Origin of the sequence: Ensifer sp. PDNC004 (assembly GCF_016919405.1) — a bacterium.
Classification (GTDB): domain Bacteria; phylum Pseudomonadota; class Alphaproteobacteria; order Rhizobiales; family Rhizobiaceae; genus Ensifer.
This window is the reverse complement of sequence record NZ_CP070354.1, coordinates 312,139-335,592: the sequence shown is the minus strand read 5'-3', so window position 1 is coordinate 335,592 and position 23,454 is coordinate 312,139. Positions and strand designations below refer to the sequence as shown.

Here is a 23,454-nt window from a genome sequence, read left to right as displayed (position 1 = left end):
TTTAAACTTCGTCCGCCTTGATGCCGAGCAGCAATTTCTCGGTCTTGGCATCATCGATCCTTCGGATGAGCTTTTCTGCCTCCAGATTGTCGCGCAGCGTCTTGGTGACGTTCACGGCCGTCTGCAGCAGCATCAGGATGCCCATGGCCAGGTAGCCTTTGCCCCAGAGGTCGATCGGCATCATGTATAGGCCGATCACCACCATGAAGGCGGCCACGCCGAAGCTAACATAGGAAAAAGAGGTCCAGGCCGGTGAGTGTTTCATCAGGCTGTCGTTCATCGTCGTTGTCCTTTGAGAAACAGAGGTTTCAAAGCGTGAGGTTCATCTTGGCGCGCAGGCGCTCGAGCACGTCGTCGGCGCTTGTCACGAGAGGACGCCCACAACCGGCCGCGGCCAGTTTCTGCGCAAGTGCTGCTGGATCCGGCGTCTCTTCCAGCTCGATTAGCGCTTCGGCGGTCAATTCAGCCTCGCGCTGGCGCGTTTCGAGCCGCGCGAGCGTTGCCTCGGCGTCGCCGAGCGTCGCGAGATCGTTGCCGGGCACCTCGCGGGAAAGCCGCTGCGTCCGGTCACGCGCGGCGGCCAGGCGTTCGCCGCGGCGCAGCGCCGCCAGGCGCGTTTCGCTCTGCCGCACCGCTTGCCTCAGTCGATCTATTCCGTCTGCAAATTCCGCCTGAACCTGACGTGCGTTCTGCAATTCGGTTTCCAGTCGCGCGATCGAGGCTGCGGCTTCCGCGGCCAGATCCCCTCGCCCCTTTTCAAGCGCCGCAATGGCGCGGATTTCGAGCTCCTCGATGTGAGCCGAAAGCCGCTCGGCATTTTCCCTTTCCAGGCGATTTTGCGCTATCGCCAAGGCGACGGCCCGGCGCGCGCTTTCGACACCGCGGGCAGCATCACGTATCTGCTGCGCCAGAATGGGGAGCGCATGCCGATCGGCGAAGACTTCTTCCGCCATATGGGCACGACCGCGGATGAGCGTTACGATTTGTTTGAACATCTCCTCACCTCCATGTATGAACAATGTTCAATAATGTTTTCTCATAAAAATGAACGCTGTTCAATATAAAAATGAACACCGTTCAAAAAGAGGTGAAGACCATTGGCCGGAAAGCGTGAAGCGAAGAAGGAAGATCTGAGATCGAGGCTTGTTGCCGCCGGCACGGAGCTGATCCGGGAGCAAGGATTGAAGAACCTGCGTGCCCGCGACATAGCCGAGCGTGCAAGTGCGGCACTCGGTGGGCTCTACACCGTCTTCGATGATCTCGACGGGCTGATCCTGCATGTCAATTCGGGGACGTTAAAGCGCCTGGAAGCCGCCCTCAATTCGGCGGTCCTGCCGGCGGCGGATGTTCAGGAAACCTTCCTGAGCCTGTCGCTCGCCTATCTCCGGTTTGCGCTCGCAGAGCGAAATCTATGGGCGGCGCTTTTCGAACACAGAATGCCCGAGGGCGCCCCGGTCCCCGAGTGGCATCTTGCCGAACATGGCTTCTTGATTGGTCTCATCGCAGCACCGCTCGCGCAGCAATTGCCGCATGCCAGCCGGGAAGACGTGGCAATTCGTGCCCGCACGTTCTTCGCGGCCGTGCATGGCGTGATCTCTCTCAGCCTCGAAGGACGGTTCATCGGAATAACGCCCGAAGTGCTCGAGCGGGAGATTACGGCACTCGCCGGAATTCTTGCCAGGCGCCCGAACTGACGCGCTTATTGCCGGCTTCAGCGACATAGGTCGCGAAGCACGCGATCTTGAAGCGGCTGGACCTAGGCGAGGCCGATCCGCGAAGATCCATTTCATAGCGAGTAGCCCACACCTGGTGCGGGCTACCCATTTGTCTCGGTCGAACCGGTTGCGTTCAAGTCCGGTTATTGCTGTGCGGGAGCCGTGTCTTGGAGTTTTGCCTGAACTTTCTTGGCGACTGCCGGATCGCTCTGCGCAGCTGTCAGGATTGCCGAATACTCTTCGATCGAAATGGTCGGTGAGGCTTGCACGGTCTCGACCATTTTCTTGCTGGCTTCGGTCTCCAGATCCTTCTTCGCCGCTGCATCCGACGTAGCTTCTATCTTGGCAGAATATTCCTGCCTGACCTTATCGACCTGAAGATAGGCAACCGCGAAGGCCTCGATTTTCTGGTCGCTGATCGCAGCGTCCGGGGCCTTGTTGCCAGCCTGGCCCTGCGTCGGCTGGGTCGTTTCAGCCTGAGCGATCTCAAGGGCGGATGCGGGACTGACGACCATGAAGCTGAAGACGGCCGCCGCGAGCGACGCGACGGGTTTGTAACCGGTGATCATATTCATTCCTCTCTGATGCGCATGACGTGATCGGGAGTGACACTGACTTTCAATCGCCCCCAAGGTCGGCCGGATACCGAATGCGCCGTGACGATGGAACGCTGGAATGGGCTCGATGCGGCCGTATCGGGAATGGGCTCGATGCGGCCGTATCGGGGCCATTTGCTGACCATTCAACGGCAGCTTTACGGCTCAGCCGATGCTTCCCGTCGCATCAAGAGCGATACTCTCTCCCGTGCGGGGCCGACAATTCCGTTGCTCCCGTCCACGTCTTGCGCGTCCATCACGCCGACGCACGATCGAATGTGACGTCGAGGAGTATGTTCGCGCCGGCGGTGACATCGCCGGGTGACGCGTATTCGCGCGGGATGTGACTGACCCCGTCGCGGCAGGGTACGAAGATCATCGTGGTCGGGACCCGGCGCGCCAGATTGAACGCGTGATGGCCGGCGCCGGAAACAATGTCGCGATGGGAGAGCTGGCGCTCGCTCGCGCTTGCTCGAACGGCCGCGATCAAATCGCGGTCGAAGGCGATCACCGGCGAATGCCAGGTCAGGCGCCCCTGGCTGGGCACGGTTGATGAGCGGGCCAACCGCCACCCTGCCCGAGGCCGGATCACCGACCGACAGCTTGCCGGCATGGTCTGCGAGCCTGCGGGTGTCCTCTCCGGCGATGCCCGAGTGCACCAGCACGCGCCCCGCCGACAGGCAGATCTGCCCCTGATGCAGATAGACGCTCCAGACGGCATTCTTGACGGCCAGGTCAAGGTCGGCATCGTCGAGCACGATGAAGGAATTCTTGACGCCGACTTCCAGCGACACCTCCTTCAGTTTGCGCCCAGGGAGCGACCCGGCCTGACGATCACTCGTCCGACAGCAGCGTCCGAACCAGAGGATGCCTGGCGTCGGCAAGGCCGTCGATGACGTTGAAGTGGTGCCTGTCCGGTTCGGCGACAGCAGCAGTCCTTGCGCCCAACCCGGTCCAGATATTGGCAAGAAGCGCATTCTGGCGCAGGAACTCCGCACGCTCGCCGCCGCCGACCCAGCAGGTGATGCGGGCGTCTTGCATTGGCCGCAGCAGCGCCGGGCTCTGCGAAAGTGCCTCGGCCTCGTCGATCGCGAGCTTCTCGTTCATGGCCGTCGACATGATCGGGCGCAGATCATGGACGCCCGAGATCGACACGACGTTGCGGATCCGGGCCTGGACATCCTGCGAAAGCGGCGCTGTCGTCGTGATCATCCGGCTGACCAGATGGCCGCCGGCCGAGTGGCCGGTCAGCATCAAGGGACCCTCGACGCGTTTCGCTGCCTCGCTGATGGCGGCGGCGACCTCCTCGACGATCCCGGCAATGCGGATCTCCGGGCAGAGCGTGTAGGACGGCATCGCGACGGCATAGCCGTGCTCCACGGCCCCGGCCGCCAGGTGCGACCAGAAGCTCTTGTCGAGCTGCAGCCAGTACCCGCCGTGGACGAAGACCACCAGGCCCTTCGGCGAACCATCGGGCAGAAACAGGTCCATGCGGTTCCTCGGCCGATCGCCATAGGCAAGGTCGAGCTTGGCGCGTCCAGCGCTCAAGAGGGCGTTGCGGAACGCCTCGGCCGGCTTGACCCAAGCCTCCGGCCAGCGATCGCCGCGCGCGATGTTCGAGCCGTTCGCATAGGCGTCGTCCCAGTCGGAAATGCGGTGTTCCAGCATCGATTTCATCCTCCCCTTGATGTCTCCTTACAGATAGCAATCGCCTGCCCCACAGGGAAAGGCAATGCTGGAATTCGAAAAAAACTTTAGGCTTGAAATAATTTTGGACTGGTGCGATGCTGCCCCATGTTCAGCCGAGAAGTGGAGGTCTCGCTGTGCCTATCGCCATAACTGGGATCGCGTCAGCGACCGCCCGTGTCACCTTGAACCGTGGCGCGACGCTCGTCGCGTGCCTGCAGACCAGGGCCTTGAACCACCGCAAGACTTTCAGCCGGCTTTGAACAATGCCTGGGCAACAGGCACGAACGAAAATAGGGAACAGCCGCCACATGCTTGGACCGACTTCGCACGTCGATACGTTCACCCGCGACCATCTTCCGCCACCGGAAGAATGGCCGGAGTTCCTTCTCGAAGGTTTTGACTATCCGGATCACCTCAACGCCGCCGTCGAACTGACGGACGCCATGGTCGCCAAGGGTTTCGGCGATCATACCGCGCTGATCGGCAACGGGCGCCGCCGGACCTACAAGGAGCTGTCCGACTGGACCAACCGGCTCGCCCATGCGCTGGTCGAAAATTACGGCGTCAAACCCGGCCATCGCGTGCTCATCCGCTCCGCCAACAATCCGGCCATGGTCGCTTGCTGGCTGGCGGCAACCAAGGCCGGCGCCGTCGTCGTCAACACCATGCCGATGCTGAGAGCCGGGGAACTCGCCAAGATCGTCGACAAGGCCGAAATCAGCCTGGCGCTCTGCGACACGCGGCTGATGGAAGAGATGATCGCCTGCGCCAAGGACAGCCGCTTCCTGAAGCAGGTCGTGAGCTTCGACGGCACGGCGAACCACGACGCGGAACTCGACCGCATCGCACTCGACAAATCCGTCGTGTTCGAGGCCGTGCATACCGGTCGCGACGACGTGGCGCTGCTCGGCTTCACCTCGGGCACGACCGGGATCCCCAAGGCGACCATGCACTTCCATCGCGATCTGCTTGCGATCGCCGACGGCTACGCCCGTGAAGTGCTCGCCGTCACGCCCGACGATATCTTCGTCGGCTCGCCGCCGCTCGCCTTCACCTTCGGCCTTGGCGGCCTTGCGATCTTCCCCTTGCGCTTTGGAGCCGCAGCGACACTGCTCGAGCACGCGACGCCCGCCAACATGGTGGAGATCATCGAGAAATACAGAGCGACGATCTCGTTTACCGCCCCCACCGCCTATCGGGCGATGATGAAGGCGATGGACAACGGCGCCGATCTTTCATCACTGCGCGTCGCGATTTCCGCGGGCGAGACCCTGCCCGGTCCGGTCTTTGAGGAGTGGACGGCCAAGACCGGGAAGCCGATCCTCGACGGCATCGGCGCGACCGAGATGCTGCACATCTTCATTTCCAACCGGTTCGAGGATCGCAAGGCCGCCTCGACCGGCAAGCCCGTGGGCGGCTACCAGGCACGGATCGTCAATGACGACATGCAGGAAGTGCCCCGTGGCACGATTGGCAGGCTTGCTGTGCGCGGCCCGACCGGCTGCCGCTACATGTCGGATGCCCGTCAGCGCGACTATGTCCGCGACGGCTGGAACCTCACCGGCGACGCCTTCTACCAGGACGAGGACGGATTCTTCCATTTTGCCGCCCGCTCCGACGACATGATCATCACCGCCGGCTACAACATCGCCGGACCAGAAGTCGAGGCGGCCCTGATTTCCCACCCGGAAGTCGCCGAATGCGCCGTCGTCGGCGCGCCGGATGCGGAGCGTGGTCAGATTGTCGAAGCCTATGTCGTTCTGATATCTGGCGTGTCGGCGGACGACGCAACGATCAAGCGCCTGCAGGATCATGTGAAGGCGACGATCGCACCCTACAAATATCCGCGATCGGTAAAGTTCCTGGACAACCTGCCAAAGACAGCCACGGGCAAGATCCAGCGGTTCCGATTGCGGTCGGAGAACTGAAAATATGAGCAAGTCATACGACCCTTCGAAAGAAGGCGCCCAAATGTCGTTCAAGGGACGCATGTCCTACAGCGACTACCTGATGCTGGAAAAGGTGCTGGACGCACAAGAGCCGCTTTCCAAAGCCCATGACGAGATGCTGTTCATCATCCAGCATCAGACGTCCGAGCTCTGGATGAAGCTCGCGCTGCACGAGATCAATGCGGCGGTCCGCTCGATCCGCGACGACCGGCTGGAACCCGCCTTCAAGATGCTGACCCGCGTCGCCCGCATCTTCGAGCAGCTGAACAGCGCCTGGGACGTGCTGCGCACGATGACCCCGAGCGAATACACCACGTTCCGCGAATCGCTCGGCCAATCCTCCGGTTTCCAGTCCTGGCAGTACCGGGCGATCGAGTTCCTTGCCGGCAACCGCAATGTCGCGATGCTCGGCCCCCATGCGCACCGCCCCGACATCATGGAAAAGCTGGAAGCGATCCTTTCAGCGCCGTCGCTCTACGACGAGGCGATCCGGCTGCTTTCGCGCAACGGCTTCGACGTCGGCGCGGAAGCGGACAAGACCGATTGGCGCGAGACGCGTACCGAAAGCGACAAGGTCTTTGCCGGCTGGCAGACCGTCTACCGCGATCCGGAACGCTACTGGATGCTCTACGAGCTTGCCGAGAAGCTGGTCGATTTCGAGGACTATTTCCGCCGCTGGCGCTTCAACCACGTCACGACGGTCGAGCGTATCATCGGCATGAAACGCGGAACCGGGGGCACATCCGGCGCGTCCTATCTGAAAAAGATGCTCGAAGTGGAACTTTTCCCCGAGCTCTGGCACGTGCGCACGGGTCTCTGATAGAACACAACCCAAAAGGGAACCAACAAAGAGGAGAACAGCATGAACCGCATTCTGGCCGCGGGCCTTCTTGGCCTTTCGCTTGCGACATCGAGCCTTGCCCATGCCGAGCCGGTGAAGATCGGCGTCATCACCACGCTTTCAGGCGGCGGCGCCGGCCTGGGCATCGACATGCGCGACGCCTTCACCCTGGCGATCAAGCAGTCGGGCAACAAGGACGTCGAACTGGTGATCGAGGACGATGCCCAGAAGCCGGAACTTGCGGTGCAGATCGCCGAGAAGATGATCCAGGGCGACAAGGTCGACCTGATGACGGGCATCATCTGGTCGAACCTCGCAATGGCCGTCGTGCCGAACACGGTGGCGCAGGACGTGATCTATCTCTCGCCGAACGCCGGCCCGTCGGCGCTTGCCGGTGCGAACTGCAATCCGAACTACTTCAACGTCGCCTACCAGAACGACAACTTCCACGAGGCGATGGGGCAATACGCCAACAAGGACTACAAGAACGCCTTCATCCTGGCGCCCAACTATCCGGCCGGCAAGGACGCGCTGACCGGGTTCAAACGCTACTATAAGGGTGCACTTGCCGGCGAGATCTACACGCAGGTCGGCCAGACCGACTATGCAGCCGAGATCGCCCAGATCCGCGCCTCGGGCGCCGACAGCGTCTACTTCTTCCTGCCCGGCGGCATGGGCATCGCCTTCATGAAGCAATATGCCCAGTCGGGCGTGAATATCCCGGTCATGGGCCCCGGCTTCTCCTTCAGCCAGGACGTCCTGCCGGCGATCGGCGATGCTGCCCTTGGCGTCAAGAACTCGGCAACCTGGTCGAAGGACCTCGACAACGAGGCCAACAAGAAGTTCGTCGAAGCCTTCAAGGCCGAATACAAGCGCCTGCCCTCGATTTACGCGGCACAGAGCTGGGACACGGCAAACCTGATCCTTGCCGCCCTTTCCAAAGCGAGCGTCAAGGACAAGGACGCCTTCCGCGCAGCACTTAAGGCAGCCGACTTCCAGTCGGTGCGCGGCAAGTTCGTCTTCAACAACAACAACCACCCGATCCAGAACATCTACGTTCGCGAGGTGGTGAAGGAAGCCGACGGCGTGCTCACCAACAAGATCATCGCCACCGCCTTCGAAGACCACAAGGACGCCTACGCGGACAAGTGCAGCATGTAACGCTTGTCGCCCGTCACCCGGATGCCCGGCTTCGATGCCGGCATCCGGTCGATGATCCGTGTCGTCCCGAATGAAGCTTGGACCGGTCTCTTGTTCACCGCACTTCTGATCGAACAACTGCTCAACGGGCTCCAGCTCGGTGTGATGCTGTTTCTGATGGCCGCCGGCCTGACGCTGATCTTTGGCGTCATGGGTCTGATCAACCTGGCACACGGCTCGCTCTACATGATCGGCGCCTTTGCCTGCGCGACGGTCGCAGCCGCGACAGGCTCCTTCTGGATCGGGTTGATCGCGAGCCTTGCGGCCGCCGCCGGCGTCGGCGCGATCATCGAGGTCGCCGTCATTCGCAGGCTCTATGACCGCGATCATTTCGATCAGGTGCTCGCCACCTTCGCGCTGATCCTGGTCCTGTCGGAAGGCGCCCGCTGGCTCTTCGGCTCGTTCCCGCTCTATCTCGACATCCCGCCCGTGCTCCAGGGCGCGGTGCCGCTTCCGGGCGGCGGCCAGTACCAGCTCTACCGGTTGGCGATCATCGGCGTCGGTATCGCCGTCGCGATCGGCCTCTATCTGCTGATCTCCCGTACCCGGCTCGGCATGCGCATCCGGGCGGGCGAGTCCGATCGCGAGATGATCGGAGCGCTCGGTGTCGACATAGGTACGCTTTATACGGTGGTCTTCGCGCTTGGAGCGGCGCTTGCCGGGCTTGCCGGTGCACTGGTCGGCGCGCTGCAATCGGTGCAGGTCGGGATGGGTGAGCCGGTGCTGATCCTCGCCTTCGTCGTCATCGTCATTGGCGGCATCGGCTCGATCAAGGGCGCGCTGGTCGGTGCCATCATCGTCGGTGTCGTCGACACGATGGGCCGCTTTCTGCTTCCCTCGCTTTTGGCACTCACCATGCCCGCATCGCAGGCGACCACGATCGGGGCAGCGCTCGCCTCGATGCTGATCTATGTCGTCATGGCTCTCATCCTCGCCTTCAGGCCAAGCGGCCTGTTTGCGGCGCAGTCGTGAGGGTATCGATGACCCGCGAAACCACAATCAACCTGCTGCTCGCCCTCCTGCTTCTCGGCGCGCCGATCCTGGCCGCAAGTCTGGGCGAACCCTTCTATGTGACGCTCGCAACCCGCATCGCGGTGCTGGCCCTTGCCGCCGTCGGCCTCAATATGGCGCTGGGGCTCGGCGGGCTGCTTTCCTTCGGGCATGCGGCGTTCTTCGGCCTCGGCGGCTACGTCGCCGGTATCCTTGCGACCCACGCCTTCAATGCCGAGCCGCTTTTCGCTGGCATTCCGGCGACGACGTCGATGCCGATTATCTGGGTTACGGCGATCGCGGTCGCCGGCCTCATCGCGTTGCCGATCGGCGCGATCAGCCTGCGTACGTCGGGCGTCTATTTCATCATGATCACGCTCGCCTTCGCGCAGATGATCTACTATTTCGCCATCTCCTGGCCGGCCTATGGCGGCGAGGACGGCCTGTCCTTGTCGATGCGCAACGCCTTTCCCGGCGTCAACACCGCCAAGCCCCTGCCCTACTTCCTGATCTGCTACGCGGCCCTGATGGCAGCGCTGCTCCTGTTTCGCGTCGTCGAAGGCTCGCGCTTCGGCAGCGCCCTGCAAGCGGCAAGGCAGAACGGGATCCGCCTTGCGGCAGTGGGCATTGCGCCCTTCAACATCCGGCTCGTCGCCTTTGCCGTCTCGGCGATGATCACCGGGCTCGCCGGCGCGCTCTATGCCGATCTCAACCGCTTCGTCGGGCCCTCGATGCTCTCTTGGCACATGTCGGGCGAACTGATCGTGCTGATCATCCTCGGCGGCAAGGGCCGGCTGTTCGGCCCCGTCGCCGGCGCGATGATCTTCGTCTTCTTCGAATATGTGCTCGGCGGTATTACCGAGCGCTGGCAGTTCTTCCTCGGCCTCATCCTGCTCGGCATCGTGCTCTTTGCTCGCGGTGGTCTGCTGGGTCTCCTCTCCGGAAAGCCGCGCCATGTCTGAACCCGTTCTCGAAATCCGCGATCTCAGAAAATCCTTCGGCGCGCTGAAAGCGACCGACGGTGTCAGTCTTCAGCTCCGCCCCGGCCAGATCCACGCACTGATCGGCCCGAACGGCGCCGGAAAAAGCACCCTGATCCACCAGATCGCCGGCTCACTGAAAGCCGATAGCGGCACGATCCGCTTTCTCGGCCAGGATATCGGCGGCCTGGACACGGCCGCCCGCGCCAAACTCGGCCTCGCCCGCAGCTTCCAGATTTCTTCGCTGGCGCAGGAGTTCTCGGCGCTTCGCAACGTCATGCTGGCAGTGCAGGCGCGACAGGGCAGCAGCTTCCACTTCTTCCGCCAGGTGACCCGCGACAAGGACCTGATCGAACCGGCGATGGCGATGCTGGAGCGCGTCGATCTTGCCGCGCGTGCCCATGTGCCAGCAGCCGAACTCTCGCACGGCGAGCGCAGGCAGCTCGAAATCGCCATCGCGCTGGCGTTATCGCCAAAGGCGTTTCTCTTCGACGAGCCGATGGCCGGCATGGGACCGGAGGGCTCGAAGCGGCTGACCTCCTTCCTCGACGGTCTGCGCCACGAAGCACCGATGCTCCTGGTCGAGCACGATATGGATGCGGTCTTTGCGCTGGCGGACCGCATTTCCGTGCTGGTCTATGGCCGCATCATCGCGTCGGGCACGGTCGATGAAATCCGCAGCGATCCCGAAGTACGCCGGGCCTATCTGGGAGAAGCCGCGTGAGCCTGCTCGAACTCAAGGGCCTTGAAACCTTCTACGGCGCTTCCCAGGCGCTCTTCGGCGTCAACCTCGATGTACGCGAGGGCGAGGTCGTCGCGCTCATGGGCCGCAACGGCATGGGCAAGACGACGACGATCAATTCGATCCTCGGGCTCGTGCGCCCGCGCTCGGGCGCAATCAGCTTTGCCGGCAAGACGATCTCCGGCCTGCGTCCGCACCGGATTGCGAGACTCGGCCTCGGCCTCGTGCCCGAAGGACGGCGCTGCTTTCCCAATCTCACCGTCATGGAGAACCTTGTGGCCACCGCCCGCGGCAACGGATGGACCTTCGAGAAGGTGACCGCGCTCTTCCCGCGCCTCGGCGAACGGCGCGACCAATATGCCAACACACTCTCTGGCGGCGAGCAGCAGATGCTGGCGATCGGCCGGGCGCTGATGACCAATCCGAGCCTGCTCATTCTCGACGAGGCAACCGAAGGGCTTGCCCCGGTCATCCGCCATGACATCTGGTCGGCGATCCGTACGCTGAAGGCATCGGGGCAATCGATCCTCGTCGTCGACAAGACGCTTTCGGAACTGCTGCCCGTTGCCGACCGTTGCTTCGTCCTGGAAAAGGGGACGACCGTCTTCGAAGGCGCACCGGCCACGCTGACGCCTGAACTTCAGGACCGCTATCTAGGCGTTTGAGCCAGTCGCTCAGGCCGAGGGAATGCCACCGCCGAGCACGGTGGAATAGGCCTCGGCATCGATGTTGCCGCCCGAGATAACGCAGACGATGTTGCCCTTGAGATCCGGCCGGACGGTTGCGGCCGCGAGCGAGGCGGCCCCGGCTCCCTCAGCGACCACCTTTGCTTTCTTGAAGAGCAGCCGTATCGCGTCGCACACCTCTCCCGGTCTGACGGCAATCGCCCCATCGATCAGGTCCCGCGCGACCGGCCAAAGCTGCGGCACGAGCGATGGCGCACCGATGCTCTTGATAAAGGACGGGCGGGTTTCGATCGTCACGATCTGCCCGGCCTCAAGAGCTGCCGAAACCGGTGCGGCGCTGTCATCCTCGACGGCAAAGACACGGCAGCGGCTGGAAGCGGCCTTAAGAGCGCTGGCCACCCCGGTGGTCATGCTGCCGCCGCCAAAGGGCGTCAGCACGACATCGACCTCGGGCAGGTCCTCGACGATTTCCATGCCGATGGAGCCGTTGCCGGCCAGCACCGCCTGGTCGGTTACCGGATTGATCAACAGCTCCGGCGCGTCCGGGCGATCGGCGCCAGTGATGTAGTCCCACCAGGTCTCGGCACTGACGAAACGCACCTCACCGCCAAGCATACGCACGCCGTCTATCTTGGTCTGCGGCGCGCCGCCATACATGTAGGCAACCATCGGCACGCCGATAAGGCGTGCCGCCCAGGCCGTGCCATAGGCCATGTTACCGGAACTGGTGACTGCGACGCCGTTTTTGAGATCGGCCGGATCGCGCGACAAGACAGCGTTCAGGGCCGGACGGAGCTTGAAGGCGCCGATCGGAGACAGCGTCTCCAGCTTGAGAAAAATTTGGCGGTCCGGAAACCCAAGATCGAGCCTGACCAGCGGCGTGCGTGCAAAATGCGGCGCGATGCGTTTGCGGGCATCGGCGATTTCGTCCGGGGTCGGGCAGCGTGGCGCAGTCATGGCTTAAGTCCCCGTTCGCCGTCCTCTCGCCCCAAGGCACAGTAGCTCTGAACGAACGCTGCGGGCGGCTACCTCAGTACGCGTCTGAGCAAGAATGCAGCGGGCGACAATGCCGCCCGCTACGCTGCAATCTATCAGGTCACGGCCGCACGGACCGTGAAGCGCGCATCCTGCCAGGCACCGGTGTCGAGGATGTCTTCCAGGATTTCGACCGCCTGCCAGACGTCGACATAGCTCACATAGAGCGGCGTGAATCCGAAGCGCATCGTCGTTGGTGCACGGAAATCGCCGATGACGCCGCGGGCAATGAGCGCCTGCATGATCTCGTAGGCGTTCGGGTGTTTGAACGAAACCTGGCTTCCGCGCTTGGTACCATCGCGCGGGCTTTCAAGCTCGAGGCCATAGGCACCGCATTTCGCCTCGACCAGCGCAATGAAGAGGTCCGTGAGGCCGATGCTCTTTTCGCGCAGTGCCTTCATGTCAACCGCGTCCCAGACGTCGAGCGCGCCCTTAAGCGCCCGCAGCGACAGGATCGGCTGCGTTCCGCAGAGGAAGCGTCGAATGCCCTCGCCGGCTGCATAGTGCTTTTCGAAAGCGAAGGGACGGGCGTGGCCCCACCAGCCGCTAAGCGGCTGGCGGATATCGCCGTGGTGACGGGTGGCGGCATAGATGAAGGCGGGGGCGCCGGGGCCACCGTTCAGGTACTTGTAGGTGCAGCCGACGGCGAAATCGACATTGGCGCCATCGAGATCAACCGGCAGGGCGCCGGCCGTATGGCAGAGGTCCCAGATGACCAGCGCGCCGTGTTCGTGCGCCTTGCGGGTCAGCGCCGCCATGTCGCGCAGCTCGCCGGACTTGTAATTGACATGGTTGACCAGAACCACGGCGACGCTGCCGTCGATCAGGTCCTCGATCTCGGGTGCATCGACCCCTTCGAGCCGGAGCGAAGCACCGGCGCGCGTCGAGACCACGCCTTCGGCCATGTAGAGGTCGGTCGGGAAACTGCCGCCTTCGCTGACGATCACCGAGCGATCGGGCCGGAGCGCCATCGCCGCATGCAGCGCCTTGTAAATGTTGATCGAGGTGGTGTCGCAGACGACGGTCTGGCCGGCGGCAGCCCCGATCAGCCGCCCGACCCGATCGCCGAGGGTCAGCGGCATCTCGAACCAGCCGGCGGTGTTCCAGCTGCGGATGAGGTCCCGTCCCCATTCCACGGTCGCCGCCTTCTGAAGTTCGTCGAAGGCGGCGGTCGAGGCGACGCCGAGCGAGTTGCCGTCGAGATAGATGAGACCCGGAGGCAGGATGAAGCGCTCGCGCATCGGGGCGAGCACATCGGCCGCATCCATGGCCTTGATCGCGGCAAGATCAGGAACTGCATTCATGAAGGTGGTCCTCATTTATTCGCGAACGGTTTCGCGGGCGGGTGCCGGCCCACGGCTTCGCTTGAGGCTCGGAAGAGCCAGCATGGCAAGAACGAAGAGCCCGGTCGCCAGCTTCAGGTCCGGCGGCGGCATGCCGGCCGCCAGGCAGAAGGAGACGAGCTGGTAGTAGACGATGGCGCCGACGAAGGGTGCCGCGAGCTGGCGCGCCACGCTCTGCTTGCCGACGATTGCTTCGCCGATCATCAGCGCTGCAAGCCCGTTGATCAGGATGCCGAGGCCCATGTTGACGTCGGCAAAGCCCTGCGACTGCACCATCAGTGCGCCGCCTGCCGCCGAAAACGCGCCCGCCAGTCCGACGCCGCCGATCGTCGCCATCCAGACATTGATCCCTTGCGCTTCGGCCATGTCAGGGTTGGCCCCGACGGCGCGCACGGCCGTGCCCTTCTCCGTGCGGAAGAAGTGATAGAGCAGGAAGAAGACGATGAGTGCGATCAGCCCCGCAACCACGATCTTGCTTGCCGGGAAGCCCGGCTGCAGCCCCGGCGCCCAGTCGAACACCGTCGGCGCGCCGAAAACCGAAAGGTTCGAGCGGCCCATGATCCGGAGATTGATCGAATAGAGCATCGTCATCATCAGGATGCCGGCAAGCAGCGTGTGGATCCGGAACCGCAGATGGATGAAGGCCGTACAGCAGCCGGCGAGGAAGCCGGCGAGAAGCGCGATGGCGATTGCCGCAAGCGGCGACATGCCGGCCGCCATCAAGACGCCGCAGACGCAGCCGCCGAGCGGAAATGCGCCTTCGCTGGTCAGATCAGGAAAGCTCAGCATGCGGAACGGGATCATGATCCCGAGCACGACGAAGGCAAGGATCAGGCTCTGCGCGAGCGTGACGGGAACGAGCGAGATGAAGCTCGCGACGGTGTTTTGAATGATATCCATGATCGTCAGCTCGCCAGGAACATGCGGTCGGTTTTGACGGAGAAGTGGCCGATCAGATCCGGCACGGTCGTCTGCGCCTTTTCCTTGCCATCGATCTCGAGGCGCACGCGCCCGGCATCGAGCATGATGACCTTGTGACCGAAGTCGACGGCATGCTGCATGTTGTGCGTCACCATCAGCGTCGTCAGCTTCAAGGCTTCGACCGCACGGATCGTCGCCTGCATGACGATATCTGCCGTGCGCGGATCAAGCGCTGCGGTGTGTTCGTCGAGCAGCAGCAGTTCCGGCTCGCCGCCGACCGCCATGATCAAGGACAGCGATTGCCGCTGGCCGCCGGAAAGCAGCTCTACGCGCGTGTCGAGACGGTTCTCGAGGCCTAGCCCCAGAAGCGACAGGCGTTCCCTGTAGGTGGCAAGCCGTGTGGTATTCAATCCGCGCCGCAGCGTACGCTTGTTGCTGCGTAATTCGGCAAGCAGCATGTTTTCGGCCACCGTCATCGAGGCGGCGGTGCCGCGCATCGGGTCTTGAAAGACGCGGGCAAGCCGCATCGCGCGCTTGTGCACGGGCGTTGCGGTCACGTCGTCGCCGTTGATGACGATCTGGCCGCTATCGAGCACCAATGCACCCGAAATGGCGTTGAGCATGCTGCTCTTGCCGGCGCCGTTGGAACCGATAACGACGCCGAATTCGCCTGTGGCAAGGCTGAGATTGAGGCCGTCGAGCGCGACCTTTTCGTCCGGCTGCCCCTTGTAGAAGACTTTACGGGCCGATCTGATTTCCAGCATTGGCTCCCCCTTAACTTATGAAATGACGGCGCTTGGGGCGCCGTCACTGAAGAGACAAGACGGAAATCAATCGACCACGCAGTTGCATTCGGTCGCAAGCGCTGCCGGCACTTCGATACCGAAGGCGGCGGCCGCCTTCTTCGAAATCAACGGTGCGTGATCCTCATAGGCCGGACGCGACGGTGCGATGGTCTTCGGGTCTGCACCCTTGAGGATCTGGGCAGCGATCTTGCCGGCATTGACGCCGACCTGCTCGTAGTTGACCGCAAAGCTTGCCGGCACGACGCCGTCACGCACGGCACCGTCGTCGGAGTTGACGATCGGGATCTGTGCTTGGCGCGCGGCTGCCGAAACGGCGCCGATCGCCGGCTGCAGCAGGTTGGATGCGGGCGTGTAGATCACGTCGGCCTTGCCGGCGAAGGAGGCGATGCGCTGCTGGATGTCGTTGACGTTGTCGACGCCGACCTCCACAACCTCAAAGCCTGCAGCAGGGGCCGCTTCCTTGATCTTGTCGAGCAGGGCCTGGTCGTTCGCTTCACCCGGATTATAGGGCACGCCGAAACGCTTGGCGTTCGGAAGCAGCTTGTGCGTAAAGGCCATGACGGCGGCCACGTCCTGAAGGTCGGTCGCACCGGTCATGCCGTCGTCGCCCGCCTCCCAGGACGGAACGAGCTTGGCGGCCACCGGATCGGTGACGGCCGAGAAGACCACCGGAATGCCGGAGCCGGCGAGCGCCTTCTTGGCGATCTGCGAGACCGGCGTGGTGATCGTATAGACCAGCTTCGGCTGTTCGGCCTGCAGCTTGGCGATCATCTGCGGCACCAGCGAGGCGTCGAAATTGGTGTGGCTCTCGGTGTAGACGACATCCTTGCCTTCGACGAAGCCGTTTTCGGCCAGTGCCTTCTTGAAGCCGGCGATCGACGCGTTCAATTGCGGATGCTCGCCGAAATTGGCAATGCCGATGCGGATCGGATCGGCAGCAGCCGCGCCCAGTCCCCATGCCATTGCGCCGGCGACAACCAATCCCGAAAGCCACATGCTCTTAAGCCTGCTCATACATCCCTCCCAGAATTTGACGAGCGTTACCGCCCTCCTCGGCGGCTTGGGCGGATCATGGGACCGCCCCGGCCTCTTGTCAAATTAATATATATATTTTTATTCGAGGCGCTGAACTATATATATTTGCCTCAACCCGAGTGTGGGCGCTAAGGGAACTTGGATGCAAGACCAAGAACAGTCGACCAAGACGGAATCGGCCTACCGGCTGCTGCGCCGCGACATCCTTGCGACGCGGCTGAAGCCGGGCGCGCCGATGAAGCTGAGCACGCTGCGCGAAAGCTACGGCATCGGCTGGACGCCGCTTCGCGAGGCCCTCTCACGGCTGGAGGCGGAAGGGCTGGTGACGGCCATCAGCAATCGCGGCTTTGCCGTTGCTCCGGTGTCACGCGAAGAACTCGACGACCTCACCCGCGCCCGCCTTGCCGTCGAACTGCCGCTGCTCATCGAATCGATCGAGAACGGCGACAGCGCCTGGGAATCCGCCGTGGTCACGGCACACTATCGGCTGTCGCGCTGCAAGGTTTCCGTCGAGCGCTTCTCCGAGAGGGAAGTCGACGAGTGGGACGAAAAACATGCCGGCTTTCATACGGCTCTAATCAGCGCTGCAAGATCGCGCTGGCTCACGCGGTTTCAGGCAACGATCTCCGACCAGCTTCGCCGTCACCACCGCTTCTTAAGCCTGGCGCCGACGATGCGGGCTGCTGCCGGTATGAGTGCAGGCTACGAGGAGGCCGTTGCGGCGCTTGAGGACGCCATGGCTATCGAGCACCATACCGAGCTGATGGAGGCAGCACTCGATCGCGATATCGAGCGTGCCCGCATCCTGATGGCCGAGCACATCGGCTTTACCGTCAACGTCTATGTCCAGTCCGAAGATGGCGGTCGCGCGTCGCCATTGCTCGCCCAGGCAGTGCCCGGCCTTGCGTCCAAATGACGGCCCGTGACAACCTGTCCAAGACCTGCTTACCTCTCTAAAAGCAGAAAAACGAAAGAGCCGCTGATTTGCGGCGCAGGGTTGGAAGCGGACGTTGGGAATGATGGGTGAAGACAAGTTCGACACCTCGCCGGAATGGGTGGATGGCGAGACCAAGGCGCTCGAGGCTCCGGGCGATCACCGCGCAGAGCTCAGGCTATGGCTGCGTCTTCTGACCTGTTCGACGCTGGTCGAAAGCGAAATCCGTCGGCGGCTGCGGGAAGAATTCGATTCGACCTTGCCGCGTTTCGACCTGATGGCCCAGCTCGAGCGCGCGCCTGACGGCATGGTGCTTGGCGAGGTCTCCAAGCGCATGATGGTCTCGCCCGGCAACATTACGGTGCTGGTGGAGCGGCTGACCGAGAGCGGCCACATCAACCGTACGACGCTTCCGACCGATCGGCGTGTTCAGATCATCGCCCTTACCCCCTTCGGCCGCGCCGAATTCGAGAAGATGGCGGCAAGGCATGCCGATTGGATCTCGGACCTGTTCGCCGGCCTTCCGGCCAAGGACGGCGGCGTGCTGATGGATGAGCTTGCCACGCTCAAGCGGTCGATCATCGCCTCGCTTGGCCGAAACTCCTGAGGCCGCGCGCCTCGGCCCTTCCTGTCCTCCCTTGCCTTTTGCCGCACCGGCCTTGAAGCGATGCGACAGCGCTCGCCTGCGCTGCAAAAGCCGGCGTCGGCGTCCCGTCTGCTCAAAACAATTTTAAGCTTGAAATTTCTCCGGAACGAGTCCACCCTGCTTGCAACAGTCCGGCATGGCCGCTTGCGCCAGCTCGACGGTGACGCGCGCAGCCGGAACTCGGGAGGAGAACGACATGCGGATCGTCTGTATCGGTGGCGGACCTGCCGGACTCTATTTTGCGCTGCTGATGAAGCGGCAGCATCCGGAGCACCACGTCACAGTGGTCGAGCGGAACCGCGCCTTCGACACCTTCGGCTGGGGGGTGGTTTTTTCGGACGCCACCATGCAGTCGATGCGGCAATGGGACCCGGAAACGGCCGAGGCGATCGAGGTTTCCTTCAACCATTGGGACGATATCGAGCTGGTCTTCAAGGGCCGCAAGATCCGCACGACCGGACACGGCTTTGTCGGCATCGGCCGCAAGAAAATGCTCAACATCCTGCAGGAACGCTGCCTCGAACTCGGTGTCGAGCTGCTGTTCGAGCAGGACGTGGAAAGCGATGAGCAGTTTGCCGATGCGGACCTGATCATTGCCGCAGATGGCGTCAACTCACGGATCCGCAACAAATACGCCGACGTCTTCAAGCCCGACATGGTGATCCGGCCGAACCGCTATGTCTGGCTTGGCACGGACAAGAAGTTCGACGCCTTCACCTTCGATTTCCAGCGCACCGAACATGGCTGGTTCCAGGCGCATATCTACCGCTTCGACGAGAACACCTCGACCTTCATCGTCGAGACCACCGACGACGTCTTCAAGGCCCACGGCCTCGACCAGATGGACCAGGACCAGTCGATCGCGTTCTGCGAGAAGCTGTTCGCCGAGACACTCGACGGCCACAAGCTTATGACCAATGCGCGGCACTTGCGCGGCTCGGCATGGCTGAACTTCGGCCGGCTGATCTGCGAGAAGTGGAGCCATTTCAATGGCCAGAGCCACGTCGTTCTGATGGGCGACAGCGCCCACACCGCCCATTTTGCCATCGGCTCGGGCACCAAGCTTGCGATCGATGACGCGATCGAGTTGACCCGCCAGTTCGACATTCTCGGCCACGACAAGGCGAACATCCCGGCCGTGCTCTCGGCTTACGAGGAAGTGCGCCGCGTCGATGTCGCCCGCATCCAGAATGCCGCCCGCAATGCCATGGAATGGTTCGAAGTGGTCGGCACGCGCTATGCCGATACGCTGGAGCCCGAGCAGTTCATGTACTCGATGCTGACCCGCTCGCAGCGCATCAGCCACGAAAACCTTCGCCTGCGCGACAAGGACTGGCTCGAGGGCTTCGAGCGCTGGTTTGCCGAACGCGCCGGTGTCGCGCCCGCGGCGAATGGGGCGGTTCCGCCGCCGATGTTCACGCCGTTCAAGCTTCGCGGCCTGACACTGAAGAACCGCATCGTGGTTTCGCCGATGGCGATGTATTCGGCGACCGACGGCGTGCCGAACGATTTTCATCTCGTCCATCTCGGCGCGCGCGCCATGGGCGGCGCCGCCCTCATCTTCCCGGAGATGACCTGCGTGTCGGCCGATGCCCGCATCACACCCGGATGCCTGGGGCTCTGGAACGACGAGCAGGCCCAGGCCTTCAAGCGCATCGTCGACTTCGTGCACCAGCAGACACCCGCCAAGATCGGCATCCAGCTCGGCCATGCCGGCCGCAAGGGCGCGACGAAGCTCGCCTGGGAGGGGATCGACCAGCCGTTGAACGAAGGCGCATGGCCGCTCATCTCCGCATCCGCCCTGCCCTACCTCAAGCATTCGGATACGCCGCGGGAAATGACGCGGGAGGATATGGACCGGGTCGTCGCTGATTTCGTGCATGCCACCGAACGGGCCCGAGACCTCGGTTTCGATATCCTCGAACTGCATGTGGCGCATGGTTATCTGCTGTCGAGTTTCCTGTCACCGCTCACCAATCTGCGCACCGACGACTATGGCGGCGACCATGCGGCTCGCGCCCGCTTCCCGCTCGAGGTGTTCCACGCGGTTCGCAAAGACTGGCCCGAGGACCGGCCGATGTCGGTGCGCCTCTCGACTCATGACTGGCACGAGGGCGGCAATACGCCCGAGGATGCGGCGATCTTCGCCCGGCTGTTCAAGGAGGCCGGCGCCGACATGATCGACTGCTCCTCCGGCCAGGTGGTGAAGGAGGAAAAGCCGGTTTATGGCCGGCTGTTCCAGACGCCATTTTCCGACAAGATCCGCAACGAGATCCAGGTCCCGACCATTGCCGTCGGGGCGATTTCCGAGGCCGACCACGCCAATTCGATCATTGCCGCCGGTCGGGCCGATCTCTGCGCGATCGCCCGTCCGCATCTGGCCGACCCGTCCTTCGTCATGCACGAGGCGGCGAAGATCGGCTACGAGGAGCAGCCCTGGCCGAAACAGTACCATTCGGCTCGAGCGCAGTATGTGAACAACCTGGCGCGCGCCGCAACGACGGCGGGCAAGTCATGAGCAAGAGGCACGCCCTCGTCACGGGTGCCGGCAGCGGCATTGGCAAGGCGATCGCGCTGGCACTGGCCGCAGACGGCCATGTCGTCAGCCTCGCCGGCCGGCGCGCAGCACCACTTGAAGCCGTGCGGGACGAAATCCTTGCGGCCGGCGGACAGGCCCTTGTCCGTGCCGGCTTCGATGTGACCAATCCGGAGGCAGTCGAGCAAGGCATTGCCGCCGCAATTGCTGAAGCCGGAGACATCGCTGTTCTCGTCAACTGCGCAGGCGAAGCGCCCTCGGCACCGTTTGAAAAGACCGACTTCGCGCTTTGGCAGCGGGTGCTTTCCATCAACCTCACCGGGGTCTATCTGGTGACGCAGGCAGCGCTTGCCTCCGTGCGGCGGGCCGGCAACGGCCGGATCGTCAACGTCGCGAGCACCGCGGGCCTCACCGGCTATGCCTATGTGTCGGCCTATTGCGCGTCGAAGCACGGCGTCGTCGGCCTGACGCGTGCGCTGGCGCTCGAGCTTGCCCGCACCGACGTCACCGTGAACGCCGTCTGCCCCGGCTTTACCGACACACCGCTGATCGACGGCGCGCTCGATACGATCAGCGAAAAGACCGGCCGCTCGCGCGAGGAAGCACGCGCCAGCCTTGCCCGCTCCAATCCGCAGGGCCGTCTGGTGACGCCGGAAGAAGTCGCCCACACCGTCTCCTGGCTGGCGTCGGAGCGAGCGACCGCAATCACCGGCCAGGCTGTTGCCGTCGCCGGCGGCGAAGTTCTCGGAGGATAGAGATGACAAATCCGATGCAGGCCAAGAAGCGCGCCTTCAAAGACCACAAGGCCAAGCACTTCCTGTTCGAGACGGATGCCGACGGGCGGGTCGCCACGATCACCCTGAACCGTCCGGAAAAGAAAAACCCGCTGACCTTCGAAAGCTACGAAGAGCTCTGCGATCTTTTCCGCTCGCTTGCCCGCGCCAGCGACGTGCGCGCCGTGGTGCTGACCGGTGCCGGCGACAACTTTTCCTCCGGCGGCGACGTCTTCGAGATCATCGAGCCCCTGACGCGCATGCCGATGCCCGATCTTCTGGATTTCACCCGCATGACCGGCGAACTGGTGCGCCAGATCCGCGCCTGCCCGCAACCGGTCATAGCAGCGGTCGACGGCATCTGCGCTGGCGCTGGCGCCATTCTGGCCATGGCGTCGGACTTCCGCGTGGCAACGCCGGAGGCGAAGACGGCCTTTCTCTTTACCCGCGTCGGGCTGGCGGGGGCTGACATGGGCGCCTGCGGCATTCTTCCCCGCATCATCGGCCAGGGCCGCGCCGCCGAACTGCTCTTCACCGGCCGCGTCATGACCGCGACGGAGGGCAATGCCTGGGGCTTCTACAACGCCCTGCACGAGCGTCCGTCGCTGCTTGCCGAAGCGCAGAAATTCGCACGCAATATCGCCGACGGTCCCTGGTTTGCCCATGCGATGACCAAGAAGATGCTCGACCAGGAATGGGCGATGGGCATCGACCAATTGATCGAGGCGGAAGCGCAGGCGCAGGCGATCTGCATGGCGACCGGCGACTTCCGCCGGGCCTTCGAGGCCTTTGCCACCAAGGCGAAGCCGGAATTCAAGGGGAACTGAGCATGGGTTCCCATGAGACGGCCTCGCGCCCGCCGACCCGCGACCACCTCGACTGGCCGTTCTTCGACGACAGCCATCGTGCGCTTAGAGCCGAACTGGATGGCTTCATTTCTCGTGGCGGCCTCGGCGACATCGATCACGCGACCGTCGATGCGGCCTGCAAGCAACTGGTGGCCGCCCTCGGTGCCGCCGGCGTGCTTCGCCATTGTGTGCCGAAAGCCTTTGGCGGCGCCAGCGAAGAGATCGACAGCCGGTCGCTCTGCCTCATCCGCGAGACGCTTGCCTATGCGGACGGCCTTGCCGACTTCTCCTTTGCCATGCAGGGGCTCGGGACCGGCGCAATCAGCCTGTCCGGCTCCGAGGCATTGAAGCAGGCTGTCCTGCCCAAGGTCGCCCGCGGCGAATGGATCTCCGCCTTTGCGCTTTCCGAGCCCGAGGCCGGCTCTGATGTCGCGGCGATGGCATGCGCCGCGCGCCGCGACGGCGATCACTTCGTGCTCGACGGTGAAAAGACCTGGATTTCGAACGGCGGTATCGCCGACGTCTATACTGTCTTTGCCCGCACCGGCGAGGCGCCCGGCACGCGCGGCATTTCGGCCTTCGTGGTCTTTGCCGATACGCCGGGCTCCACGATCGCCGAGCGCATCGAGACGATCGCGCCGCATCCGCTTGCCCGGCTTCGCTTCGACGATTGCCGCATCCCAGCCTCACAGCTTTTGGGCACGCCTGGCGAAGGCTTCAAGATCGCCATGCGCACACTCGACATCTTCCGCCCCTCCGTGGCTGCCGCCGCAATCGGCTTTGCCCGCCGCGCGCTCGACGAGGCGGTGGCGCACGCGAAAAACCGCAAGATGTTTGGCGCGACGCTTGCCGACCTGCCGACGGCGCAAAGCACGCTCGGCGAGATGGCGACCGCGATTGACGCGGCAGCGCTGCTGACCGGCCGCACCGCCTGGCAGCGCGACGTGCAGAAGCGGCCGACGACGCGCGAAGCGGCAATGGCGAAGATGACGGCGACAGAGAACGCGCAATGGGTGATCGACCAAGCGCTGCAGCTCTTCGGTGGCCGCGGCGTGCAAGTCGGCGAGATCACCGAGCGGCTCTATCGCGAGATCCGCGCGCTCAGGATCTACGAGGGCGCGACCGAAGTTCAAAAACTCATCATCGGCCGCGAGCTGATGAAGGGCACGGGACGATAACGAGGGGATGT

The 23,454-nt window shown here is 63.3% G+C and carries 24 protein-coding genes and 1 pseudogene; 14 read left to right on the top strand and 11 right to left on the bottom strand.

Annotation, left to right across the window (positions count from 1 at the left end):
* Nucleotide 1 precedes the first annotated feature (1 nt).
* Nucleotides 2-280 carry a YiaA/YiaB family inner membrane protein gene (locus JVX98_RS29915; RefSeq protein ID WP_034796305.1) on the bottom strand — a complete coding sequence of 93 codons (279 nt, stop codon included), beginning with the start codon at nucleotides 278-280 and terminating at the stop codon, nucleotides 2-4.
* 28 nt (nucleotides 281-308) lie between these two features.
* Complete coding sequence (locus tag JVX98_RS29910) at nucleotides 309-995, bottom strand: PspA/IM30 family protein (RefSeq protein WP_205240012.1); 687 nt, start codon at nucleotides 993-995, stop codon at nucleotides 309-311.
* 102 nt (nucleotides 996-1,097) lie between these two features.
* Here JVX98_RS29910 and JVX98_RS29905 point away from each other — a divergent pair, with 102 nt between their 5' ends.
* Nucleotides 1,098-1,694, top strand: a complete 597-nt coding sequence (locus tag JVX98_RS29905) for a TetR/AcrR family transcriptional regulator (RefSeq protein ID WP_205240011.1) — start codon at nucleotides 1,098-1,100, stop codon at nucleotides 1,692-1,694.
* Between the two features lie 164 nt (nucleotides 1,695-1,858).
* Here the strand turns inward: JVX98_RS29905 and JVX98_RS29900 are convergent, their stop codons facing one another.
* The 4 genes and pseudogenes from JVX98_RS29900 to JVX98_RS29885 form a co-directional block, all read right to left on the bottom strand.
* Entirely contained in the window at nucleotides 1,859-2,284 is a 426-nt protein-coding gene (locus JVX98_RS29900) for a DUF4168 domain-containing protein (protein ID WP_192449310.1), read from the bottom strand.
* Between the two features lie 283 nt (nucleotides 2,285-2,567).
* Nucleotides 2,568-2,876 (bottom strand): M20/M25/M40 family metallo-hydrolase, encoded by a 309-nt coding sequence (locus JVX98_RS29895; RefSeq protein WP_246810722.1) that lies wholly within the window; start codon nucleotides 2,874-2,876, stop codon nucleotides 2,568-2,570.
* 34 nt (nucleotides 2,877-2,910) lie between these two features.
* Nucleotides 2,911-3,069, bottom strand: a pseudogene (locus JVX98_RS32755) (aldehyde dehydrogenase family protein); the annotation flags it as partial.
* 76 nt (nucleotides 3,070-3,145) lie between these two features.
* Nucleotides 3,146-3,979 carry an alpha/beta hydrolase gene (locus JVX98_RS29885; RefSeq protein WP_205240010.1) on the bottom strand — a complete coding sequence of 278 codons (834 nt, stop codon included), beginning with the start codon at nucleotides 3,977-3,979 and terminating at the stop codon, nucleotides 3,146-3,148.
* A 329-nt stretch (nucleotides 3,980-4,308) separates the two neighbouring features.
* Here JVX98_RS29885 and JVX98_RS29880 point away from each other — a divergent pair, with 329 nt between their 5' ends.
* The 7 genes from JVX98_RS29880 (at nucleotide 4,309) to JVX98_RS29850 (ending at nucleotide 11,367) form a co-directional block, all read left to right on the top strand.
* Nucleotides 4,309-5,928, top strand: a complete 1,620-nt coding sequence (locus tag JVX98_RS29880; RefSeq protein ID WP_192449190.1) for a benzoate-CoA ligase family protein — start codon at nucleotides 4,309-4,311, stop codon at nucleotides 5,926-5,928.
* A gap of 4 nt (nucleotides 5,929-5,932) precedes the next feature.
* Nucleotides 5,933-6,769: a tryptophan 2,3-dioxygenase gene (gene kynA / locus JVX98_RS29875; RefSeq protein WP_205240009.1), complete on the top strand. Its 837-nt coding sequence runs from the start codon at nucleotides 5,933-5,935 to the stop codon at nucleotides 6,767-6,769.
* Between the two features lie 42 nt (nucleotides 6,770-6,811).
* A complete protein-coding gene (locus tag JVX98_RS29870) occupies nucleotides 6,812-7,951 on the top strand; it encodes an ABC transporter substrate-binding protein (RefSeq protein ID WP_043624018.1) in 1,140 nt (379 codons plus the stop codon).
* A 90-nt stretch (nucleotides 7,952-8,041) separates the two neighbouring features.
* Nucleotides 8,042-8,962 carry a branched-chain amino acid ABC transporter permease gene (locus JVX98_RS29865; RefSeq protein ID WP_205240076.1) on the top strand — a complete coding sequence of 307 codons (921 nt, stop codon included), beginning with the start codon at nucleotides 8,042-8,044 and terminating at the stop codon, nucleotides 8,960-8,962.
* Nucleotides 8,963-8,970: 8 nt separating this feature from the next.
* Entirely contained in the window at nucleotides 8,971-9,942 is a 972-nt protein-coding gene (locus JVX98_RS29860; RefSeq protein WP_043624020.1) for a branched-chain amino acid ABC transporter permease, read from the top strand.
* On the top strand, nucleotides 9,935-10,684 hold the full coding sequence (locus JVX98_RS29855) for an ABC transporter ATP-binding protein (RefSeq protein ID WP_205240008.1): 750 nt from the start codon (nucleotides 9,935-9,937) through the stop codon (nucleotides 10,682-10,684). The genes JVX98_RS29860 and JVX98_RS29855 overlap by 8 nt, the downstream gene beginning before the upstream one ends.
* Entirely contained in the window at nucleotides 10,681-11,367 is a 687-nt protein-coding gene (locus JVX98_RS29850; protein WP_205240007.1) for an ABC transporter ATP-binding protein, read from the top strand. The genes JVX98_RS29855 and JVX98_RS29850 overlap by 4 nt, the downstream gene beginning before the upstream one ends.
* Before the next feature lie 9 nt (nucleotides 11,368-11,376).
* Here the strand turns inward: JVX98_RS29850 and JVX98_RS29845 are convergent, their stop codons facing one another.
* From JVX98_RS29845 to JVX98_RS29825, 5 genes are all read right to left on the bottom strand, one after another.
* A complete protein-coding gene (locus JVX98_RS29845) occupies nucleotides 11,377-12,345 on the bottom strand; it encodes a threonine/serine dehydratase (RefSeq protein WP_205240006.1) in 969 nt (322 codons plus the stop codon).
* 134 nt (nucleotides 12,346-12,479) lie between these two features.
* Nucleotides 12,480-13,727, bottom strand: coding sequence for a kynureninase (kynU, locus tag JVX98_RS29840; RefSeq protein WP_205240005.1), 1,248 nt, complete (start codon nucleotides 13,725-13,727; stop codon nucleotides 12,480-12,482).
* Nucleotides 13,728-13,742: 15 nt separating this feature from the next.
* The gene (locus JVX98_RS29835; protein WP_192449182.1) at nucleotides 13,743-14,666 is read right to left on the bottom strand and encodes an ABC transporter permease; all 924 of its coding nucleotides are present in this window, start codon (nucleotides 14,664-14,666) and stop codon (nucleotides 13,743-13,745) included.
* Nucleotides 14,667-14,671: 5 nt separating this feature from the next.
* Nucleotides 14,672-15,451, bottom strand: coding sequence for an ABC transporter ATP-binding protein (locus tag JVX98_RS29830; protein ID WP_205240004.1), 780 nt, complete (start codon nucleotides 15,449-15,451; stop codon nucleotides 14,672-14,674).
* 66 nt (nucleotides 15,452-15,517) lie between these two features.
* Nucleotides 15,518-16,507 (bottom strand): ABC transporter substrate-binding protein, encoded by a 990-nt coding sequence (locus tag JVX98_RS29825; RefSeq protein ID WP_205240003.1) that lies wholly within the window; start codon nucleotides 16,505-16,507, stop codon nucleotides 15,518-15,520.
* Between the two features lie 163 nt (nucleotides 16,508-16,670).
* Here JVX98_RS29825 and JVX98_RS29820 point away from each other — a divergent pair, with 163 nt between their 5' ends.
* From JVX98_RS29820 to JVX98_RS29795, 6 genes are all read left to right on the top strand, one after another.
* On the top strand, nucleotides 16,671-17,444 hold the full coding sequence (locus tag JVX98_RS29820) for a GntR family transcriptional regulator (RefSeq protein WP_205240002.1): 774 nt from the start codon (nucleotides 16,671-16,673) through the stop codon (nucleotides 17,442-17,444).
* 100 nt (nucleotides 17,445-17,544) lie between these two features.
* Nucleotides 17,545-18,069: a MarR family winged helix-turn-helix transcriptional regulator gene (locus JVX98_RS29815; protein ID WP_246765128.1), complete on the top strand. Its 525-nt coding sequence runs from the start codon at nucleotides 17,545-17,547 to the stop codon at nucleotides 18,067-18,069.
* A gap of 235 nt (nucleotides 18,070-18,304) precedes the next feature.
* Nucleotides 18,305-20,626: a bifunctional salicylyl-CoA 5-hydroxylase/oxidoreductase gene (locus JVX98_RS29810; protein WP_205240001.1), complete on the top strand. Its 2,322-nt coding sequence runs from the start codon at nucleotides 18,305-18,307 to the stop codon at nucleotides 20,624-20,626.
* Nucleotides 20,623-21,399, top strand: a complete 777-nt coding sequence (locus JVX98_RS29805; protein ID WP_205240000.1) for an SDR family NAD(P)-dependent oxidoreductase — start codon at nucleotides 20,623-20,625, stop codon at nucleotides 21,397-21,399. Before JVX98_RS29810 ends, JVX98_RS29805 begins: the two co-directional genes overlap by 4 nt.
* Nucleotides 21,400-21,401: 2 nt before the next feature.
* The gene (locus JVX98_RS29800) at nucleotides 21,402-22,244 is read left to right on the top strand and encodes an enoyl-CoA hydratase family protein (RefSeq protein ID WP_205239999.1); all 843 of its coding nucleotides are present in this window, start codon (nucleotides 21,402-21,404) and stop codon (nucleotides 22,242-22,244) included.
* Nucleotides 22,245-22,246: 2 nt separating this feature from the next.
* Nucleotides 22,247-23,443: an acyl-CoA dehydrogenase family protein gene (locus tag JVX98_RS29795; protein WP_205239998.1), complete on the top strand. Its 1,197-nt coding sequence runs from the start codon at nucleotides 22,247-22,249 to the stop codon at nucleotides 23,441-23,443.
* Nucleotides 23,444-23,454 lie beyond the last annotated feature (11 nt).

What these genes read in the sequence shown, in the direction of transcription:
- JVX98_RS29910 (WP_205240012.1), bottom strand. Translation starts at nt 995, where the DNA reads ATGTTCAAACAAATCGTAACGCTCATCCGCGGTCGTGCCCATATGGCG.
- JVX98_RS29915 (WP_034796305.1), bottom strand. Translation starts at nt 280, where the DNA reads ATGAACGACAGCCTGATGAAACACTCACCGGCCTGGACCTCTTTTTCC.
- kynA (WP_205240009.1), top strand. Translation starts at nt 5,933, where the DNA reads ATGAGCAAGTCATACGACCCTTCGAAAGAAGGCGCCCAAATGTCGTTC.
- JVX98_RS29795 (WP_205239998.1), top strand. Translation starts at nt 22,247, where the DNA reads ATGGGTTCCCATGAGACGGCCTCGCGCCCGCCGACCCGCGACCACCTC.
- JVX98_RS29860 (WP_043624020.1), top strand. Translation starts at nt 8,971, where the DNA reads ATGACCCGCGAAACCACAATCAACCTGCTGCTCGCCCTCCTGCTTCTC.
- JVX98_RS29825 (WP_205240003.1), bottom strand. Translation starts at nt 16,507, where the DNA reads ATGAGCAGGCTTAAGAGCATGTGGCTTTCGGGATTGGTTGTCGCCGGC.
- JVX98_RS29805 (WP_205240000.1), top strand. Translation starts at nt 20,623, where the DNA reads ATGAGCAAGAGGCACGCCCTCGTCACGGGTGCCGGCAGCGGCATTGGC.
- JVX98_RS29845 (WP_205240006.1), bottom strand. Translation starts at nt 12,345, where the DNA reads ATGACTGCGCCACGCTGCCCGACCCCGGACGAAATCGCCGATGCCCGC.
- JVX98_RS29800 (WP_205239999.1), top strand. Translation starts at nt 21,402, where the DNA reads ATGACAAATCCGATGCAGGCCAAGAAGCGCGCCTTCAAAGACCACAAG.
- JVX98_RS29820 (WP_205240002.1), top strand. Translation starts at nt 16,671, where the DNA reads ATGCAAGACCAAGAACAGTCGACCAAGACGGAATCGGCCTACCGGCTG.
- JVX98_RS29880 (WP_192449190.1), top strand. Translation starts at nt 4,309, where the DNA reads ATGCTTGGACCGACTTCGCACGTCGATACGTTCACCCGCGACCATCTT.
- JVX98_RS29810 (WP_205240001.1), top strand. Translation starts at nt 18,305, where the DNA reads ATGCGGATCGTCTGTATCGGTGGCGGACCTGCCGGACTCTATTTTGCG.
- JVX98_RS29835 (WP_192449182.1), bottom strand. Translation starts at nt 14,666, where the DNA reads ATGGATATCATTCAAAACACCGTCGCGAGCTTCATCTCGCTCGTTCCC.
- kynU (WP_205240005.1), bottom strand. Translation starts at nt 13,727, where the DNA reads ATGAATGCAGTTCCTGATCTTGCCGCGATCAAGGCCATGGATGCGGCC.
- JVX98_RS29885 (WP_205240010.1), bottom strand. Translation starts at nt 3,979, where the DNA reads ATGCTGGAACACCGCATTTCCGACTGGGACGACGCCTATGCGAACGGC.
- JVX98_RS29830 (WP_205240004.1), bottom strand. Translation starts at nt 15,451, where the DNA reads ATGCTGGAAATCAGATCGGCCCGTAAAGTCTTCTACAAGGGGCAGCCG.
- JVX98_RS29815 (WP_246765128.1), top strand. Translation starts at nt 17,545, where the DNA reads ATGATGGGTGAAGACAAGTTCGACACCTCGCCGGAATGGGTGGATGGC.
- JVX98_RS29900 (WP_192449310.1), bottom strand. Translation starts at nt 2,284, where the DNA reads ATGATCACCGGTTACAAACCCGTCGCGTCGCTCGCGGCGGCCGTCTTC.
- JVX98_RS29870 (WP_043624018.1), top strand. Translation starts at nt 6,812, where the DNA reads ATGAACCGCATTCTGGCCGCGGGCCTTCTTGGCCTTTCGCTTGCGACA.
- JVX98_RS29855 (WP_205240008.1), top strand. Translation starts at nt 9,935, where the DNA reads ATGTCTGAACCCGTTCTCGAAATCCGCGATCTCAGAAAATCCTTCGGC.